This is a genomic window from uncultured Maribacter sp., assembly GCF_947496775.1.
Lineage (GTDB): Bacteria > Bacteroidota > Bacteroidia > Flavobacteriales > Flavobacteriaceae > Maribacter_B.
This window is the reverse complement of the sequence record NZ_CANMDU010000001.1, coordinates 67,666-84,634: the sequence shown is the minus strand read 5'-3', so window position 1 is coordinate 84,634 and position 16,969 is coordinate 67,666. Positions and strand designations below refer to the sequence as shown.

The 16,969-nt window shown below is 32.4% G+C and carries 18 protein-coding genes; 10 read left to right on the top strand and 8 right to left on the bottom strand.

Going from position 1 to position 16,969, the window contains the following annotated elements; genetic code table 11:
- Nucleotides 1-26 precede the first annotated feature (26 nt).
- The 5 genes from Q0856_RS00415 (at nt 27) to pyrF (ending at nt 4,834) form a co-directional block, all read left to right on the top strand.
- Nucleotides 27-1,205, top strand: a complete 1,179-nt coding sequence (locus Q0856_RS00415; protein ID WP_298501565.1) for an AIR synthase related protein — start codon at nt 27-29, stop codon at nt 1,203-1,205.
- 141 nt (nt 1,206-1,346) lie between these two features.
- The gene (locus Q0856_RS00410) at nt 1,347-1,784 is read left to right on the top strand and encodes a Rieske 2Fe-2S domain-containing protein (protein WP_298472837.1); all 438 of its coding nucleotides are present in this window, start codon (nt 1,347-1,349) and stop codon (nt 1,782-1,784) included.
- Nucleotides 1,785-1,829: 45 nt separating this feature from the next.
- Nucleotides 1,830-2,831, top strand: a complete 1,002-nt coding sequence (locus Q0856_RS00405) for an FAD:protein FMN transferase (RefSeq protein WP_298501563.1) — start codon at nt 1,830-1,832, stop codon at nt 2,829-2,831.
- Nucleotides 2,832-2,929: 98 nt separating this feature from the next.
- Nucleotides 2,930-4,006 (top strand): peptide chain release factor 1, encoded by a 1,077-nt coding sequence (gene prfA / locus Q0856_RS00400; RefSeq protein WP_298472832.1) that lies wholly within the window; start codon nt 2,930-2,932, stop codon nt 4,004-4,006.
- A gap of 6 nt (nt 4,007-4,012) precedes the next feature.
- Nucleotides 4,013-4,834: an orotidine-5'-phosphate decarboxylase gene (pyrF, locus tag Q0856_RS00395; protein ID WP_298501561.1), complete on the top strand. Its 822-nt coding sequence runs from the start codon at nt 4,013-4,015 to the stop codon at nt 4,832-4,834.
- On the opposite strand, the gene Q0856_RS00390 is transcribed toward pyrF, so the two are convergent.
- A complete protein-coding gene (locus Q0856_RS00390; RefSeq protein ID WP_366139579.1) occupies nt 4,835-5,104 on the bottom strand; it encodes a hypothetical protein in 270 nt (89 codons plus the stop codon).
- Between the two features lie 145 nt (nt 5,105-5,249).
- Between Q0856_RS00390 and Q0856_RS00385 the strand changes: the two genes are divergently transcribed.
- Complete coding sequence (locus Q0856_RS00385; RefSeq protein ID WP_298472826.1) at nt 5,250-6,032, top strand: alpha/beta hydrolase; 783 nt, start codon at nt 5,250-5,252, stop codon at nt 6,030-6,032.
- A 229-nt stretch (nt 6,033-6,261) separates the two neighbouring features.
- Here the strand turns inward: Q0856_RS00385 and Q0856_RS00380 are convergent, their stop codons facing one another.
- The 4 genes from Q0856_RS00380 to Q0856_RS00365 form a co-directional block, all read right to left on the bottom strand.
- Nucleotides 6,262-7,722, bottom strand: coding sequence for a helix-turn-helix domain-containing protein (locus Q0856_RS00380; protein ID WP_298501559.1), 1,461 nt, complete (start codon nt 7,720-7,722; stop codon nt 6,262-6,264).
- 306 nt (nt 7,723-8,028) lie between these two features.
- Nucleotides 8,029-8,736, bottom strand: coding sequence for a DUF4197 domain-containing protein (locus Q0856_RS00375; RefSeq protein ID WP_298501557.1), 708 nt, complete (start codon nt 8,734-8,736; stop codon nt 8,029-8,031).
- Between the two features lie 32 nt (nt 8,737-8,768).
- Nucleotides 8,769-9,620: a formyltetrahydrofolate deformylase gene (purU, locus tag Q0856_RS00370; protein WP_298472818.1), complete on the bottom strand. Its 852-nt coding sequence runs from the start codon at nt 9,618-9,620 to the stop codon at nt 8,769-8,771.
- Between the two features lie 81 nt (nt 9,621-9,701).
- A complete protein-coding gene (locus tag Q0856_RS00365; protein WP_298472816.1) occupies nt 9,702-10,031 on the bottom strand; it encodes a hypothetical protein in 330 nt (109 codons plus the stop codon).
- A 177-nt stretch (nt 10,032-10,208) separates the two neighbouring features.
- Between Q0856_RS00365 and Q0856_RS00360 the strand changes: the two genes are divergently transcribed.
- From Q0856_RS00360 to Q0856_RS00350, 3 genes are all read left to right on the top strand, one after another.
- Complete coding sequence (locus tag Q0856_RS00360) at nt 10,209-10,661, top strand: Lrp/AsnC family transcriptional regulator (protein ID WP_298472812.1); 453 nt, start codon at nt 10,209-10,211, stop codon at nt 10,659-10,661.
- 61 nt (nt 10,662-10,722) lie between these two features.
- Nucleotides 10,723-11,547, top strand: coding sequence for a mechanosensitive ion channel family protein (locus Q0856_RS00355; RefSeq protein WP_298472809.1), 825 nt, complete (start codon nt 10,723-10,725; stop codon nt 11,545-11,547).
- A gap of 59 nt (nt 11,548-11,606) precedes the next feature.
- Nucleotides 11,607-13,019: an alpha/beta hydrolase gene (locus Q0856_RS00350; RefSeq protein WP_298501555.1), complete on the top strand. Its 1,413-nt coding sequence runs from the start codon at nt 11,607-11,609 to the stop codon at nt 13,017-13,019.
- Here the strand turns inward: Q0856_RS00350 and Q0856_RS00345 are convergent.
- Nucleotides 13,006-13,659, bottom strand: coding sequence for a DJ-1/PfpI family protein (locus Q0856_RS00345; RefSeq protein ID WP_298503017.1), 654 nt, complete (start codon nt 13,657-13,659; stop codon nt 13,006-13,008). The genes Q0856_RS00350 and Q0856_RS00345 overlap by 14 nt on opposite strands.
- A 199-nt stretch (nt 13,660-13,858) precedes the next feature.
- On the opposite strand from Q0856_RS00345, the gene Q0856_RS00340 reads away from it, so the two are divergent.
- On the top strand, nt 13,859-14,509 hold the full coding sequence (locus Q0856_RS00340; protein WP_298501553.1) for a DUF1684 domain-containing protein: 651 nt from the start codon (nt 13,859-13,861) through the stop codon (nt 14,507-14,509).
- A 52-nt stretch (nt 14,510-14,561) separates the two neighbouring features.
- Here the strand turns inward: Q0856_RS00340 and Q0856_RS00335 are convergent, their stop codons facing one another.
- Complete coding sequence (locus tag Q0856_RS00335; protein ID WP_298501551.1) at nt 14,562-15,608, bottom strand: outer membrane beta-barrel protein; 1,047 nt, start codon at nt 15,606-15,608, stop codon at nt 14,562-14,564.
- Nucleotides 15,609-15,711: 103 nt separating this feature from the next.
- Nucleotides 15,712-16,956 carry an ammonium transporter gene (gene amt, locus Q0856_RS00330; protein ID WP_298472800.1) on the bottom strand — a complete coding sequence of 415 codons (1,245 nt, stop codon included), beginning with the start codon at nt 16,954-16,956 and terminating at the stop codon, nt 15,712-15,714.
- Nucleotides 16,957-16,969 lie beyond the last annotated feature (13 nt).

Genomic DNA, 16,969 nt, shown 5'->3' with positions numbered 1-16,969 from the left:
TTATTTTTGCCACAAATATTTAAGTAATGAGTTCATCTAATAGTGAAAGGTATAATCAAAGAGGGGTTTCTGCATCTAAAGAAGATGTGCATAATGCAATAAAGAACATTGATAAAGGATTGTTTCCTAAAGCGTTTTGTAAAATAGTGCCAGATTATTTAACTAATGATTCTGATTATTGTTTGGTAATGCATGCGGATGGAGCTGGAACAAAATCTTCGTTAGCCTATATGTACTGGAAAGAAACAGGAGATGTTTCTATATGGAAAGGCATAGCGCAAGATGCACTAATAATGAATATTGATGACCTTATTTGTGTTGGAGCTACAGATAATATAATGCTGTCTTCTACTATTGGAAGAAATAAAAATTTAATACCAGGAGAGGTTCTTTCCGCAATCATCAACGGTACAGAAGAAATAATTTCGGATTTAAGGGAGCACGGAATTACAATACATTCTACTGGCGGAGAAACTGCGGATGTAGGAGATTTGGTTCGTACCATTATTGTAGATTCAACGGTTACTGCTAGAGTAAAAAGAAGTAATGTAATAGATAATGCAAATATTAAGGCTGGCGATGTTATTGTAGGTTTTGCTTCCTACGGTCAGGCAACTTATGAGTCGGAATATAATGGAGGAATGGGAAGTAATGGCCTTACTTCGGCAAGGCATGATGTTTTTTCTAAATATTTAGCAGCTAAGTACCCAGAAAGTTTTGATGCTTCCGTTCCAGAAGATTTGGTGTATTCTGGTAATGTAAAATTAACAGATGGTGTTAAGGATTCTCCTATTGATGCAGGTAAATTGGTGTTATCTCCGACAAGAACATATGCGCCAATTGTAAAAAGAATTTTGGAGAAATATTCTTCGGATGATATTCATGGAATGATCCATTGTAGTGGAGGAGCGCAGACCAAGATTTTGCATTTTGTAGATAATTTACATATTGTAAAAAATAACATGATGGCTGTTCCTCCATTGTTTAAACTAATACAAGAACAATCTAATACAGATTGGAAAGAAATGTATCAAGTTTTTAATTGTGGTCATAGATTAGAAGCATATGTTAATTCGGATGTTGCAGAGGATCTAATTAAAATAGCTCAAGAGTTTAATGTAGATGCTCAGATAATAGGTAAGGTGGAAGAATTTTCTTCCAAAAAACTGACCATTCAAAGTGAGTTTGGAACCTTTGTTTATTAAGGCATACGAATACTATTATTCTTCCGTTTTACTTAATGAACTACCTTGGGGAAGTCCATGTAGTATTAGTTAAACCCTGATCTTATTTCGAGGAGTATCTCGGAGTATTTTAATATCGACTATCGAGTAAATAGGTTTGTTATGGAGCGTAAAGAGTTTTTAAAGAGTATAGGAGCAGGAGCTGCTTTTGCGGTACTATTCCCTTGTTTGGGTGGATGCTCCAAAGATGAAGAAAATGGAGAAATATTGCCACTACCTACTGGAATTGATTTTACAATAGATTTGTCTTCATCAGAAGGGAGTAAACTAGCCAACTCTGGAGACTTTATTTTAAAGGATTTAGTGGTTGTGGCAAAGAATGCAAACGGAGATTTTGTGGCCGCAAGTCAAATTTGTAGTCATCAAGGGTATGATCAAGTACGTTTTCAGGCAAATCAAGATCTTTTTTATTGCGATGTTCATGGTTCTAAATTTTCTCAAGATGGTACGCCATTAAATCAGGTAGACAGTAATCCTGCTAAAGCGTTAAAAATCTACAATACAGAGCTTACAGGTACTACCTTACGTGTATTTGAATAAGAATACTTAATAAAACCAAATCTAATTCTACAAAAAAAATACCTAGTGAAAACCTTTATTACGTTGTTTTTTGGTTTTCTGGTTGTTGTTGGGTACAGTCAAGAGAAAAAATATGTAACCGTAAAGAAAAGTGTTCCTCTCATGGGAGAATCTTTTGGTATTACCGTAGTGGCGGTTAACGAAGAGCTTGGTTATATTAATATTGAAGAAGCTGCGGCAGAAATCAACCGAATAAATAAACTAATTTCTTCTTGGGATTCTAATTCAGAAACGCATAAAATAAATGAAAATGCAGGTATTAAACCTGTAAAAGTTAAAATGGAATTGTTTGCTTTGATAGAAAGAGCAATACAAATTTCTGAAATAACGGATGGAGCTTTTGATATAACGTTTGCTTCAAAAAAAAATGTTTGGCAGTTTAATGGTAAAATGAAATATCCACCTACTAAAGAAGAAATAAGCACCTCAATTAGTAGTGTTGGTTATCGAAATATTATTCTAAATAAAGAAGAGCAAACTGTATTTTTAAAAAAGAAGGGAATGCGTATTTCTTTTGGAGCCATAGGAAAAGGGTACGCTGTAGATAAAGCTAAAGCACTTTTAATGTCTAATCAAGTAATTTCAGGTGTTATTAATGCTTCTGGAGATATAACTACTTGGGGTACAAAAGTAAGTGGTGAAAAATGGTTGTTGGGAGTGGCGGACCCAGTTAGTAATTATAAAATACTTACTTGGTTACCCATTTTAGAATCATCTGTTTCCACTACAGATGTATATGAAAAATACGTAAGCTTTAAAGGGGAAAAATACGGGCATATCCTTGATCCAAGGACAGGTAGCCCCGTAAGAGGATTAAAAAAAGCAACCGTATTTGCTAAAAGTGCAGAATTATGTGATGCTTTAGTCACCGCTGTTCTCGTTTTGGGTCTAGATAAAGGGGTATCTTTAATTAATCAACTAGGCGGAACAGAGGCTATTTTTGTAGATGATAACAATAGAATTCATAAAACAAATGGTTTAATTTTAGATAATGCCATTCTAAAGTAGTTGCCTTTTTAATACCTGTTCCTTGTTTTAACTTGATTCTTTAATGGTATAAAATGTGCAAATTTATTGTAAATTCGCAATCCAAGTGATGTAAGATTATGATAGATAAATTAAATATTGTTAAGCAGCGTTTTGATGAGATATCGGATTTAATAATTCAACCAGATGTTATTTCGGATCAAAAGCGTTACGTTCAATTAACCAAAGAATATAAAGATCTTAAAGATTTGATGGATAAGCGTGAAGAATACCTTGCGTTTACTAATAATATTCAAGAGGCTGAAGAAATACTTGCGGATGGGAGCGATGCTGAAATGGTAGAAATGGCCAAAATGCAGTTAGAAGAAGCTAAAGAATCCTTGCCGCAATTAGAAGACGATATTAAATTAATGCTGATTCCAAAAGATCCAGAGGATGCTAAAGATGTTGTGGTAGAGATAAGAGCTGGAACAGGTGGAGATGAAGCAAGTATTTTTGCTGGAGATTTGTTTAGAATGTATACTAAATATTGCGAATCTAAAGGTTGGAAAACTAACGTTATAGATTTAAGTGAAGGTACTAATGGTGGATATAAAGAAATTCAATTTGAAGTTAGTGGAGCAGATGTGTACGGTACACTAAAGTTTGAAGCGGGAGTGCATCGTGTGCAAAGAGTGCCACAAACGGAAACCCAAGGTAGGGTACATACAAGTGCTGCTACTGTAATGGTTCTGCCAGAAGCCGAAGATTTTGATGTTCAAATAGATCCAAAAGATGTGCGTATAGATTTTTTCTGTTCTTCCGGTCCAGGTGGGCAATCGGTAAATACGACATATTCAGCAGTTCGTTTAACGCACGTTCCTTCAGGTTTGGTGGCGCAATGCCAAGATCAAAAATCTCAGCATAAAAATAAAGAAAAAGCTTTTAGAGTGTTACGTTCTCGTTTGTATGATTTAGAGTTAGCAAAGAAACAAGAGGAGGATGCGGCTAAAAGAAATTCGCAAGTTAGTAGTGGTGATCGTTCAGCCAAGATTAGAACTTACAATTATTCGCAAGGAAGGGTTACAGATCATAGAATAGGGTTAACATTGTACGATTTGCAGAATATTATTAATGGCGATATTCAAAAAATAATAGATGAGCTTAGTTTAGTAGAGAATACAGAAAAATTAAAAGAAGCTTCCGGAATTTTTTAAAACAAAATGACTACAACAGAATTAGTAGAGCAAATACATAAAAAAAAATCCTTTCTATGTATTGGATTAGATACCGATTTAGAGAAAATTCCTTCTCATTTATTAAAAGAAGAAGATCCTTTATTTGCATTTAACAAGGCAATTATAGATGCTACGCATCATTTATGTGTAGCTTATAAACCTAATATTGCGTTTTATGAAGCGTATGGTATAAGAGGTTGGGTTGCTTTAGATAAAACTATAAAGTATCTAAATGAAAAACATCCTGAAATTTTTACTATTGCAGATGCAAAAAGAGGAGACATAGGGAATACTTCTACCAGGTATGCAAAAGCTTTTTTTGAGGATATGAATTTCGATTCCGTTACCATAGCACCCTATATGGGAAAGGATTCTGTGGAGCCGTTCTTAGCGTTTAAGAATAAGCATACAATATTACTTGCGTTAACATCTAATAAGGGGGCTTTTGATTTTCAAACAAAACTAATAGATGGAAAAGAGTTGTATAAAGAAGTTTTAGAAACTTCTGTTACCTACGACAATTCCGAAAATTTAATGTATGTAGTAGGCGCAACCAAAGCTACTTTTTTAACAGATATAAGAAAAATTGTACCTAAAAGCTTTTTATTAGTTCCAGGAGTAGGAGCGCAAGGAGGTAGTTTAGAAGAGGTTTGTAAATACGGCATGAATAGTCTAGTAGGTTTGCTTGTAAATTCTTCTAGGGGGATAATATACGCTTCCCAAGGAATTGATTTTGCGGAAAAAGCTGCAAAAAGTGCCTCGGTATTGCAGATACAAATGGAGGTAGAATTGCAAAAATTAAAATAATTAATGCATTAAATTCTCTAAGTCTTTTTTTATTTTTTTAGCTTTTAACTCAAAAAATTCTCCAAGTTTCGAATCGGAATATTTTATGTTACTGGCTTTCTCCATAAAGTTTTGATATTGATACTCTAATAAAGAAATAGATTGATTTCCGTTGCCTAAAGGGGTGGTAGACCCAACTTTACAATATTGCTTTTCCATAGTTGTAGTTAATGTGTATGCAAATATACGATCAGAATCTGGATCCGGACTAGCCCTTGCTATGACGTACAACTAATATTTTTGCCATTTATCTTTTTTGCGATTTGTTACTATTAAAAAAAATTAAGAATGTTAAAAAAAAGTGTATTTCATCGAAAGTTGAAAAAGTTTTAATACATTGTGTTCTGCTCAAAAAAAGGGTGGCAAACAGAATACATTGCTTAATTATACTAAATATATACACGAGAATTCTAATACTTGGGTCACTTTTGTGCACGGAGCAGGAGGGAGTTCCATTATATGGCATAAGCAAGTCCGAGAATTTAGAAAACATTTTAATGTTCTTCTCTTAGATTTAAAAGGACATGGAGCTTCTGTTTCTTCTGATTTTGTAGAGGAATTACAAGAATTATATACTTTTGATACTCTTGCCGAGGATATAATAGAAGTTATAGATTTTGAAGGAATTAATACCTCTCATTTTATAGGTATTTCTCTTGGTACAATTATAATACGTACAATAGCAGAAAAACACCCAGAAAGAGTGCAAAGCATGATTATGGGTGGGGCAATTATGAAATTGGGTTTTAAATCTAGATTAATTTTGCGAACTGGTATGTTATTAAAAAAAATAGTGCCATACCATAAACTATATAATGTCTTTATTTTTTTAATAATGCCTTATAGGAACCATAAGGAATCTAGGAATTTGTTTATTAAAGAATCAAAAAAAATATATAAAGAAGAGTTTCTTAAATGGTTTAGACTGGCGGTGAATTTAAAACCAATACTTCATTTCTTTAGATCGGTAGAAATAAAAATCCCGACACTTTATATAATGGGAGAAGAAGATTACCTTTTCCTTCCAGCAATTCGTAAAATTGCAGATAAACATAGTAGTTCTAATTTATTTGTGGTGCAGGATTGTGGTCATGTTGTTAACGTGGAGCAACCACAATTGTATAATAATATGGTTATAGGGTACCTTTCCGGGTTTTAGGATGAATATAAATAAAGCCTTGACGTTTGATGGCTAATTCAAATTTAAAAACGACTAATTTTATACTTAGAAGCTAGTTGGTAGTCAAGGCTGTTATTTAAAAATCCAAAGAAAGACTTTGCTGAAAAATAAATAGGCAATCCTTATAATTTATTACCAATGCCGACGTATTGTTACCTTTTTTTTACCTTTTAATGATAGTTACGGTTTAATATAAAAACAAAATAACTCAATTTTTGCTTCTTATTTGTTTTTGATATTGCTTAGGAGTTTGTGATGTTTCTTTTTTGAATGCTTTGTTGAATGTTACTTTGTTATTGTATCCAACCTCATATGCAATATCAATAATATTTAAATTCTTGGCTACATCCTTATCTAAAATGTCCTTAGCTTCCTTTATGCGATACCAATTTACGAGCTCATGAAAATTCATTTTAAAATGTTCATTTATTACTTGCGATGTATTGTGCTTGGTAGTATCTAATTTTTTTGCTAATAATTCTAAATTAATCTGATTTTCTCTGTAAATTTTATCTATATCAAAGAGACGGATAAGACTATCTTTAAGTTCATTAGAGAAGTTATCTGTTAATCCGGATTTTTGGTATTTCAATTGTTGATTGCTATTTGTGTTAATGCTACCACTAAAAGCAGCGGGTTGCGCATTCGCTGAGTATCCTATGTATAATATCATAATTGCCATTGCAAATATTTGCATATTAAAAAAGAGCCCAGAGTTAATGTTGTATAAAGAAAGAAAGCCATAGAAAAAATAGCAAATTAGATATAGAAAATGTATTCTGTAAATGTTCTTTTTCCATTGTTTATTTTGGTTGGAGAGATTAGTGTTCTCTTGGCTTTTTAAGAATATTTTTCTAATGAAGATTCCATATAGGAATAAGGATATTATCTTAAGTGTCATTATAGTAATAAATTCAGAAGAATTTTCTGAAGTATAGCCACTTGCCTCACTTATAAGTATTTTTAACTTTACGCTTGCTGGTAGTAAATATTTTGGTATTAAATAAATAAACATTAACAAAGTCGGTAGAAGATGAATAAGGTCTTTTGGTTTAAAAACATACTTTTCTGTTATTCGTTTAAAATAAAAGTAAAGTAATGGGCCGTATAGAAATGAAAATCCCGTAGATATTAAGTAGGAATGTGGGAGATTGAACTGGTAGTTACTTAGGAATAAGAATATATGAATGATAAAAATAGAATGTGTGAATAGAAAAGCACTAATTAGCTTTTTAGCTATCGAATCAATTTGTTTGTTAAAGTGTATAACAATAGTAATATAAAAGCCTATTAAGGATACATAAAGATATATAAAAGACCAAATATTAACGCCTGGAGTATATTTTTCAGAAACGCTATTTTTATTAATTGTTTTTGGCGTGCTATCCGATAAATTAGATGATTTGTTTTTATCTGTAAAGGGCTGTTCTTTGTATTTTGGAACTAATTCTTTTCTAAGAGCTATTTTGTTACTTTTTTTTAAAGCTGAGGTATTACTTTCTAAAGTTTCGAAATCCTTTTTCTCGTTAAATGTATTGCTAGTTTTTTTATGAAAGCTATGAACGAATACTCGTTTATGTACATCTTTCTTTATTTCTATTTTTAATAGAGAAGGATATAAATTGATTGATAATAATAAGAATGTGATTAAGATTCTTAGTTTTCTCATGAGTGGTTATATTACTTTAATTAGAAAAGCGAATGGTAAAAGTAAGTAAACAAGAGGTTTTAAACACTAGAAAGATTATTATTGGTAAAATTTTGTTTTTTTTGTGAAATTAATAGATTAAAAAAAAAACCGGTGCTCCCACCGGTTTTAACTAACTAACTCAAAAATTACTAACTCAAATAGTTTTGTATATAAATCCTTAGACAACATCTTTATTAAATTATCAAAAGATTGTATTTTCAGGTTCTCTTACAATTTTTAACGTAGAAATGTTAAATTTATTGTTTATAGTGTAATCTTTTCTTCTTAATCTTGAAGAATAAACACTTTTTTAAGCAAATCAGTGGTTCTGGATGATACTTTTGTTCTTATTTCCTTTTCCTCTACAGCAATCATAGTATATACACCAGAGAGAGCCTCTTGTGTTACATATTCAGTAATGTCAGGGTTAACATCGTTTGTTAATGGTATGTTGTTGTATTTTGTAATTAAATTTTTCCAAATTCTTTCTGCACCAACCTTTTTAAAAGAATTGGAGATTACAGGTTGAAATTTATTATATAAATTACTTTTTGTGGCTTTGGTAAGATATTGCGTAGCGGCATTATCAGAACCTAATAAAATACTTTTGGCATCTGAAAATGAAATATTCTTTACAGCATCTACAAAAATAGGAGTGGCCTCACTTACTGCGTCTTCGGCGGCCCGGTTAAGAACTTTAAGGCCTTCATCCGCTAATTGCCCTAATCCTATATTCCGTAGGGTTTTGTCTACTTTTTGCAATTCTTCTGGTAAAACTATTTTTACTAATTCGTTTTTAAAGAAACCATCTTTTTGGGTAAGTTTGGTCACTTGTTTATCAATACCAAATTGCAGCGCCTCTTGTAGACCACTGGCTATTTCTATATTTCCGATACCATTTGTTTCTTGGGGTAATTGATTTACAATTTGTTGTAGTTCTCCACAAGAGAATGTAAAGAGTATAAAAAATAAAGGAAGAATTCTTTTGGTCATTAATACGTAGTTTTAATTATTTAATTGATTTTTTATGAGAAGATTACTGTTTTGTTATTGTATACCATAGTTTTTCTTTGAAGGTGAAGCTTAACGGCACGTGATAATACAATTTTCTCCAGATCTCTTCCTTTTGCAATAAAATCGCTAATAGAGTGGGAATGGGAAACAGTAGTTACATCCTGTTCAATAATTGGTCCAGCATCTAATTCTTCGGTTACATAATGGCTAGTTGCTCCAATAATTTTCACTCCTCTTTTAAATGCGGCATGGTAAGGTTTTGCTCCAGCAAATGCAGGTAAAAAGGAATGATGAATATTTATAATAGTATTGGGGAATTTTTCTATAACAGTACTGCTTACAATTTGCATATATCTTGCAAGAACAATAAAATCTATATTGTTATCTTGTAATAGTTGTAGTTGTTTTTTTTCGGCTTCTTCCCGCGTGCTTTTAGATATTGGTATATGGTAAAAGGGTATATTGAATTGTTCTGCAATATGCCTTAAATCATTATGATTGCTTAATATAAATGGAATTTCTACATTTAATTCACCAGATTTAAAACGGCTTAATAAATCATAAAGACAGTGATTGTATTTCGATACAAAAAGAGCCATTTTACTTTTTTCTTCATCGGTGTTAATACTCCATTCCATTTGATATGGCTTAGCTAAAGTATTTTCGAATTCAGATTTAAAGTTTGTCAGGTTAAATGTAGATTGTTCAAAATCGCTTTCGAGTCTCATAAAAAACACATTAGCTTCTTTGTCTACATGTTGGTCCAAATAAATAATGTTGCCGCCATTCGAATGTATAAATGCTGTTACTGTACTTATTATTCCGGCTTTATCTGGGCAATGAATTAAAATGGAAGTTTTCAAGATGTGCTATTTTAGCTTTCAAAATTAGCACATTATCTATATCAAACTAAATAAAATATGTAGAATTAAGAAAAAAAATGTTTAAGCTAAAGATTTTCTCCAATTTTTAAAAGATACTCGGAATAAGTTAATCTCCGTCCTTAATAAATGAATATACTCTTTTTCTTTTACACCGTCTTTTTCCAAGCCAGTGCAATAGGAGCTAATATTACGGAGCATAATATTTATGTGTAGCGCATTTTTTAATCGTTCTGTTCTACATTCTGTGTATTCAGCCTGTGCAATTTTTTGAGGAATAAGAATGGCATCTGTTAAAAGAGAATTGGCAATAGAGTCTCTTAAGCTAGTAGATTTGTAAAGCTTTAGTAAATCCTTATTTAAGGAAACATAGCTTGCAATCTCCCTGCTCATTATACAAAGCTCAAGAGCTTTTCTGTAGACGGGTGTTTTTCTTAAACTTTTGTGAGACACAGTTTTAGCAAAATTATTATAATATAAAGTTACGTTGCTATTTTTAATATTTAATTTGTAATAATTAGTATTTTTGTTATTATACTTTGCAAAGCAAAAAATAAACGTAAAATAATTTTGAAAACAAAAATAGACGAACTTAACTGGAAAATACTTCATTTTTTACAAGAAAATGCTAGAGAATCATATGCTACCATTGGACGTAAAATAGGACTTACAGCTCCGGCAGTTGCGGAGCGTGTTAAGAAGATGGAGGATATAGGAATTATTGAGGGGTATAATGCTAAAGTTTCTCATGCCTTAACGGGGCATCAATTAAAAGCAATAATTACTTTAAAAGCTTTTATGGGGAAATTAAAACCATTTTTAGCGGTGATTCCTAAGTTCGAAGAAGTAGTCAATTGTTATAGGATTACTGGAAACGAGAATATTGTTATGGAAGTAGTTTTGAAAGATCAATTTCATCTGGAGCAGTTTATTGATAGATTGATACAGTATGGAGAAACAAGAACACATATTATACTTTCGAATGTGGTAACAAATGCACCTGTTGGGAAAACAAAATTGTAAGTTTTATTAAATAGTATTAGTAAAATTTGTTGTTGCTTATTTTTACTTTTATTTTAGAAACATGGATACGGAAAAAATTTACGAATATTTAGAAATTGCTCAGGAGAAAATAGTTTTTTTTCTGCCTAAAATAATAATGGCAGGGCTTATTTTTTGGATAGGTTTTAAGATTGTAAAAAAGCTCGTAGAATGGACAAATACGGCTCTTGAAAAAACAGGTTTTTCGTCAACTTTAAGGCCATTTTTAACCTCTATTGTTGGGGTGGTTCTTAAAGGCGCTGTTTTATTTATTATAGCAACGATAATAGGCGCAGATTTAACTGGTTTAGTGGCTATTTTAGCTGCTGCTGGTTTTGCAATAGGAATGGCTCTTCAGGGGAGTTTGGGTAATTTTGCCTCTGGGATATTAATACTAACTCTTAAGCCTTATAAAGTTGGCGACTGGATTCAATTAGAGGATAAGTTTGGTAAAGTAGAAGAAATAGGCATATTCAGTACCGATGTGCTAACCCCAGGGAATAAGATTTTAATAATTCCAAATTCTAAAATTACAGATACCATAGTTACTAACTATTCTGAAAAAGGAATGATTCGTTTAGAGATTAATGTAACAATGCCTTATGCAGAGAGTTTTCCTAAAGTTCAAGAAATTATAGAAGGTGCGTTGATTACTATTCCTAAAATTATGAAAGATCCTAAGCCCGAAATAGGTATTAGTACTTTCGATTCTCACAATATAGAATTACTTGTTAGACCTTATGTTTCGCCAGATGATTATTGGGAAGTTACTTTTGAGACGAATAAAGCTATTAAAAAGGCATTTAGTATGCATGGAGTTACTGTAGCTTACTCTGAAGGAATAGAAATAGGAGCTATTGGGGAATAATTTTTTAATCTTTCTAAGTATCTGTTTTTTTTGGCTAGATTTTTGATAACTATTGTACTATGAAAATTATACGTGTTTTACTATTATTTGTGTTAACATGGAATGTTGGTGCTCAGGAAATAAGATTAAAAAAAGGGGTTATTATGACAAATTTAAAAGTTCATGATACTCTTGCGGAAAGCTTTTCTCTCTATTTACCATCTTCTTTTAATACAAATAAGGCTTGGCCAGTATTATTTGTTTTTAATATGAAAAATAAAGGAAAGCAAGCCTTAAGTATGTTTGTTTCTGCGGCCGAAGAGCAAGAATATATTTTGGCAGCTTCAAATAATGTTAACGATTCTTTGTCGCTTACCAAAAACCTTTTGATTAGTAGTAGAATGTTTAACAGAGTGTATTCTATTTTACCAATTAAGAAAGAAAGAGTTTATACAGCAGGGTATAAAGAAGGAGGTAAGTTTGCTAGTCTTATTCCTGCTTTTATTAAAGGTGTTTCGGGAGTTTTGTCCTTAAGTGCTTCTGTGGCTAATAGAGAGGTATTAGATGTTAAAAAACCTTATTATTTTATTGGTATTGTTGGTAAGGAAGATTATTCATATTCTGATATGATAAACAATAGAAAATTTTTAAATAAATTAAAATACCCTAATCAATTGTTATTTCATGGTAGAGGAGAAGAATGGCCTCTAAGCACTTATTTTAATTCTGCATTGGAGTATTTTAAATTGTCTGCAATGGCAAAAAACAAAGAAGAGTTAGATACATTTTTTGTTAGAGAAACCTATCAGAAGAATTTAATGAGAATAAATACCTTATTAAAGGAAAATAAACCATTGTTGGCTGAAAATATATTAAGTCAAATGTTAGATGTGTACCGTCCTTTAATGAACATTGATTCTGTAAAAGAAAAACGAAAATATGTAAAAAGAAGCAAATTATACCGATCAAGAAAGAATGAGGAAAATGGTATTCTTTTAAAGGAGTCCTTTGCTATTGATGATTATAATTACTTTTTAGAGGAAGATATTGCTAGCTATAATTATAATAACTTGGGCTGGTGGAAATATCAAATGGAGCAAATAACGAAATTAGGAAATAGCTCCAAATTAGGAGAAAAGCAATTGGGTAAACGTTTGGATGGTTATTTAAACGCATTATTGGAAGATTATATTGATTTAATTAAAGGAGCGGATTTGGTGGATGAAGAAGCTTTGAATTTAGTGTATATGATTAAAACAGTTGTATCTCCTAAAGAATATAAGAATTATTTAAATATAATTTCTATCAGTGCTAAGAATGAAGATTACGGTACCGCTTTGTTCTATTTAGAAGAACTTCTTATGAATGGGTATAGAAATAAGGAAGAATTGTATAAACTAGAGCATACTGCTTTGCTGCGTATTACCCCAGAATTTAATGAGACTGTTGCTAAATATTTAAAAGAGGCTCGTTATGAAATTACGGAAGAATAAGATGTGGTACTTTATCTAAATTCCAATCAATAACAAGTCCTCCAGCAAGAGATTGGGTAATTTCTTTTCCGTATAAAACCTCGCATAAATATAAGGCGGCTTCAAAACTTTTTGCTCCACCAGCAGAAGTTATGTATTTATTTTGATGTACAAAAAATACACTGTCTTTTACTTTTAAATGGGGGAAGGTTTCTTTATACTTCTTAATATCTCCGGGAAATGTAGTAGAGGTAACGTTGTTTAATAATCCAGCTTTGGCGAGAACAAATGCCCCATCACAATGACTTGTAATATAAAGAGCTTGTTGGTCTACTTTTTTAACAAAGTTCAGCATAGTAGTGTCTTTTAAATCGGAGTCCAAATGATGTTCAGCACTTGGTACCACTAGGATGTCTATTTTAGGTATAGAATCCTGCGTGTAATCAAAATCGGGTAGTATGCGAACGCCTTCAAAGGTTGTAATTGGGTTCAGGGTATTTGCAATAGTAAACGTATTCATTGCTTTTATGTTTTTTCGGAATTTGGTATGCTGAAAAATATCATAAGGGGCGGTAAATTCTGTATTGAAGGTGCCGTCCATGATAAGAAATGCAACATTGTAGCGATTTGGAGATAGTTTGGGAAGAGCTCTATCCGTCATATCTTTTTTATTAGAATGTTCCGGTTCGGTTTTTAAATTGCAACCAATTAAAGTTAAAATTACAAGAATACTATATAGGGTTATTTTCATCGGTTTTCTTTAAGTGTAAAAGTAGTAAATTACTTTAACGGCACTTTGCACTTAAAAATAAAATAGGTATATGTTGTATTTTTACGCTGTCTAATTAAAATATATTAGGATGAAACATTTATTACTGTTTATTGCTGTGTTGGGATTGTCTTGTAAACAGAAAAAAAAATATCATGATGTAGAAAAGCAGAACGAGATAGTTCAACAAGATACTCTGGTAAATAGTGTTTTGCATTGGCAAGGAAAACTTAATAAAGAGTACGCTAATCCAGAAACTTCTCCATTACCAGATAGATATAGAAAAGATTTTGAAAGTTTGGATTTCTTTAAACCAGATGTAAATTATATCGTTATTGCTGATTTAGAAAGAACTCCCGAAGCAATCCCTTTTATGATGCCGACAACAACTGGTAGAAAATCAAAAGAGGTGGTGTATGGTATCTTAACCTTTGTTTTACAGGGTGAAAAACACCAATTAGAGGTGTATCAGAACAGGAAATTAATGTTAGAAGAAGGGTATAGAGACTATTTGTTTTTACCGTTTACCGATGAGTCTAATGGAGAGGAAACCTATGCGGGTGGACGATATATAGATTTAAGAATACCCGAAGGAAATAAAATGCAGATTGATTTTAATAAGGCATACAATCCTTATTGTGTTTACAATAAAAAATACTCTTGCCCTATAGTTCCTAGTGTTAATAATTTAAATGTTAAAGTTTTAGCAGGTGTTAAATCTTTTCAGAGCGATAACAAATAAAAAAGCCCAGCATTGCTGCTGAGCCTTTAACATTATGAACTTGTTTTCTTTCTTAGAAAGAGTAGATTGCTGCTAAAGCAAAAGAAGAAAGATTATTTGTTGCGTTTCCATCGCTATCTAAATATGGTTCATTATCATTTCCAAAAGTATCTAAACGAATTTCAGGCTTAATAATTAAATTATCTTTAGTAAAGCTTCCTGTTAATGTTAAAGCAGTTACAGGGGCGTCTTCAAAACCATCAGCAGTTTTAACGAAATATTCACCTCTTAAGCCTAAGGAGAAAGCATCTGAAGTAGCAATTTGAGGGTATATTGCAGCTCCGTAGAATCCAGTGTCTGTTTCGCTATTGTTATTATAAGCAGCATTAATTCCAAAGAAAAAGCTGTCAGTAATATCGAATCCACCAGTATAATCTATTTCAAAACCAAGGCCATCATTTTTGCCACTGTCATAGTACAGGTTTAAGTATTGTCCATGAACTCCTAATTGAGTTCCAAAAGAATACTCTCCAGTTCCTGAAATGTCATTAGTATCCCATGGGTTCATTACACCAACCATTAAACTTACATCATCAGATAAAGCAAAGTCAGCTTTCAGCCCCATATGAGAGAAAGGCCCGTTGGAAAATAAATGAGAAACACTATAATTGAAATTTCCTTGTGGAGCTATAACTTCATATCCTAAGAAAGTATTAAAACGTCCAATTGTTAAAGTAGTTTTCTCTGAAACATTCCAGTACACGTAAGCCTGATTAATAATGCCATTTAAGACATCATTGTTAAAAGTAGCTTCAGTACCTCTTGGTCCAAAAACTAAATCTACAACTACACCTGTAGAACCCGTTTCGTATGATCCAACTAAGTTTGCCATACCTAAAGCAAATCCTGTTTGGTTTGCAAATGACGTAGAGGTAGCAGTTGTAGCAGCACCTGCATCATTAAATGTTGTTCTATAGTAAGCATCAACACTACCGCTAATTTCTAACTTTGGCTTTTCTGCAGCTTCTTCTTCCTGAGCGAAAGTAGTAGCTGTTGCAGCTAGCATTAAAGCAGATGCGAAGATGTTTTTTAAAGATTTTGTACTCATAATCGTTTTCATAATTCAATAATTTTCTTGTCCATTCTATTTAAGAGGACTATTTTAGTTTGTGTGAAAAAAGTGTAAATAACGGAGTGTTAGAACAACACTCCGTATTGTTTTTTTAGTGTTGGTTCATTCTAAAGTCAGAATAAGCATCCATTCCGTGTTCATGAATATCTAATCCTTCCAATTCTTCTTCTTTAGAAACTCTTAATCCTAAAGTAGCTTTAAGTACGCCTAGAATAATACCTGAGGTTATTAAGCAAAATGCACCTACTATTAATACTCCGTATAGTTGCGTTAGGAATTGGTCAAAGCCAGCCATGCTACCGAAAAGACCTACGGCTAATGTTCCCCATGTTCCACATATTAAGTGTACTGCAATAGCACCTACTGGATCATCAAATTTTAATTTGTCTATTAAAGAAACACCAAATACTATAATGATACCAGCTATAAAGCCTATAACAACAGCTTCGTTAGGAGACATTAAATCTGCACCAGCAGTAATACCTACTAAACCTCCAAGAATACCATTCAAGAACATTGTTAAATCTAAGTTTTTGTATAGTATTGTTGAGGTGATAAAAGCCCCAAATCCACCAGCAGCAGCAGCTAAACTAGTTGTAACTAGTACTAAAGAAGTTAATTCTGGGTCGGCAGAAAGAACAGATCCACCGTTGAATCCAAACCATCCTAACCAAAGAATAAGAACTCCTGCAGTTGCTAAAGGTATGTTGTGTCCTGGTATTGCTTTTGGTTTGCCATCGGTTCCGAATTTTCCAATTCTAGAACCTAATAATGCAACAGCAACTAATGCAGCCCATCCTCCAACAGAGTGTACTAATGTAGAACCTGCGAAGTCATAGAATCCCCAGTTGTCTAAGAATCCACCACCCCATTTCCATGCTCCTACTATAGGGTATACAAGACCTACATAGATAACTGTGAAAATCATGAAAGAACCAATTTTCATTCTTTCCGCAACAGCTCCAGATACAATAGTAGCCGCTGTAGCTGCAAACATTCCTTGGAATAAGAAATCTGTCCACCATGTGTATCCACCATCTGCGTAATCAGCTGTCATTCCATTTTCAGGAGCAGATATTCCAAAGCTGTCCATAGAGAATTTAAGAATTCCCATGTCTCCGTCCTCAAAACCTGGGTACATTAAGTTAAAACCCCAAGCGTAATAAAGAAGAAGGCCTCCTGTAATAATAAATATATTTTTAAATAAAATGTTAATTGTGTTTTTTTGTCTTGTTAAGCCTATTTCTAAAAAGGCGAAACCGGTATGCATAAAGAATACTAGAGCTGTTGCTAGCATCATCCATACATTATTGGCTGTAAATAATCCTGCGTCCATATTGTAATAATTT

Excerpts from the sequence above, each read along its gene's own strand:
- Q0856_RS00415 (WP_298501565.1), top strand. The coding sequence starts at position 27 with ATGAGTTCATCTAATAGTGAAAGGTATAATCAAAGAGGGGTTTCTGCA.
- Q0856_RS00410 (WP_298472837.1), top strand. The coding sequence starts at position 1,347 with ATGGAGCGTAAAGAGTTTTTAAAGAGTATAGGAGCAGGAGCTGCTTTT.
- prfA (WP_298472832.1), top strand. The coding sequence starts at position 2,930 with ATGATAGATAAATTAAATATTGTTAAGCAGCGTTTTGATGAGATATCG.
- pyrF (WP_298501561.1), top strand. The coding sequence starts at position 4,013 with ATGACTACAACAGAATTAGTAGAGCAAATACATAAAAAAAAATCCTTT.
- Q0856_RS00380 (WP_298501559.1), bottom strand. The coding sequence starts at position 7,722 with ATGAGAAAACTAAGAATCTTAATCACATTCTTATTATTATCAATCAAT.
- Q0856_RS00375 (WP_298501557.1), bottom strand. The coding sequence starts at position 8,736 with ATGACCAAAAGAATTCTTCCTTTATTTTTTATACTCTTTACATTCTCT.
- Q0856_RS00365 (WP_298472816.1), bottom strand. The coding sequence starts at position 10,031 with ATGAGCAGGGAGATTGCAAGCTATGTTTCCTTAAATAAGGATTTACTA.
- Q0856_RS00355 (WP_298472809.1), top strand. The coding sequence starts at position 10,723 with ATGGATACGGAAAAAATTTACGAATATTTAGAAATTGCTCAGGAGAAA.
- Q0856_RS00350 (WP_298501555.1), top strand. The coding sequence starts at position 11,607 with ATGAAAATTATACGTGTTTTACTATTATTTGTGTTAACATGGAATGTT.
- Q0856_RS00345 (WP_298503017.1), bottom strand. The coding sequence starts at position 13,659 with ATGACGGATAGAGCTCTTCCCAAACTATCTCCAAATCGCTACAATGTT.
- Q0856_RS00340 (WP_298501553.1), top strand. The coding sequence starts at position 13,859 with ATGAAACATTTATTACTGTTTATTGCTGTGTTGGGATTGTCTTGTAAA.
- Q0856_RS00335 (WP_298501551.1), bottom strand. The coding sequence starts at position 15,608 with ATGAAAACGATTATGAGTACAAAATCTTTAAAAAACATCTTCGCATCT.
- amt (WP_298472800.1), bottom strand. The coding sequence starts at position 16,956 with ATGGACGCAGGATTATTTACAGCCAATAATGTATGGATGATGCTAGCA.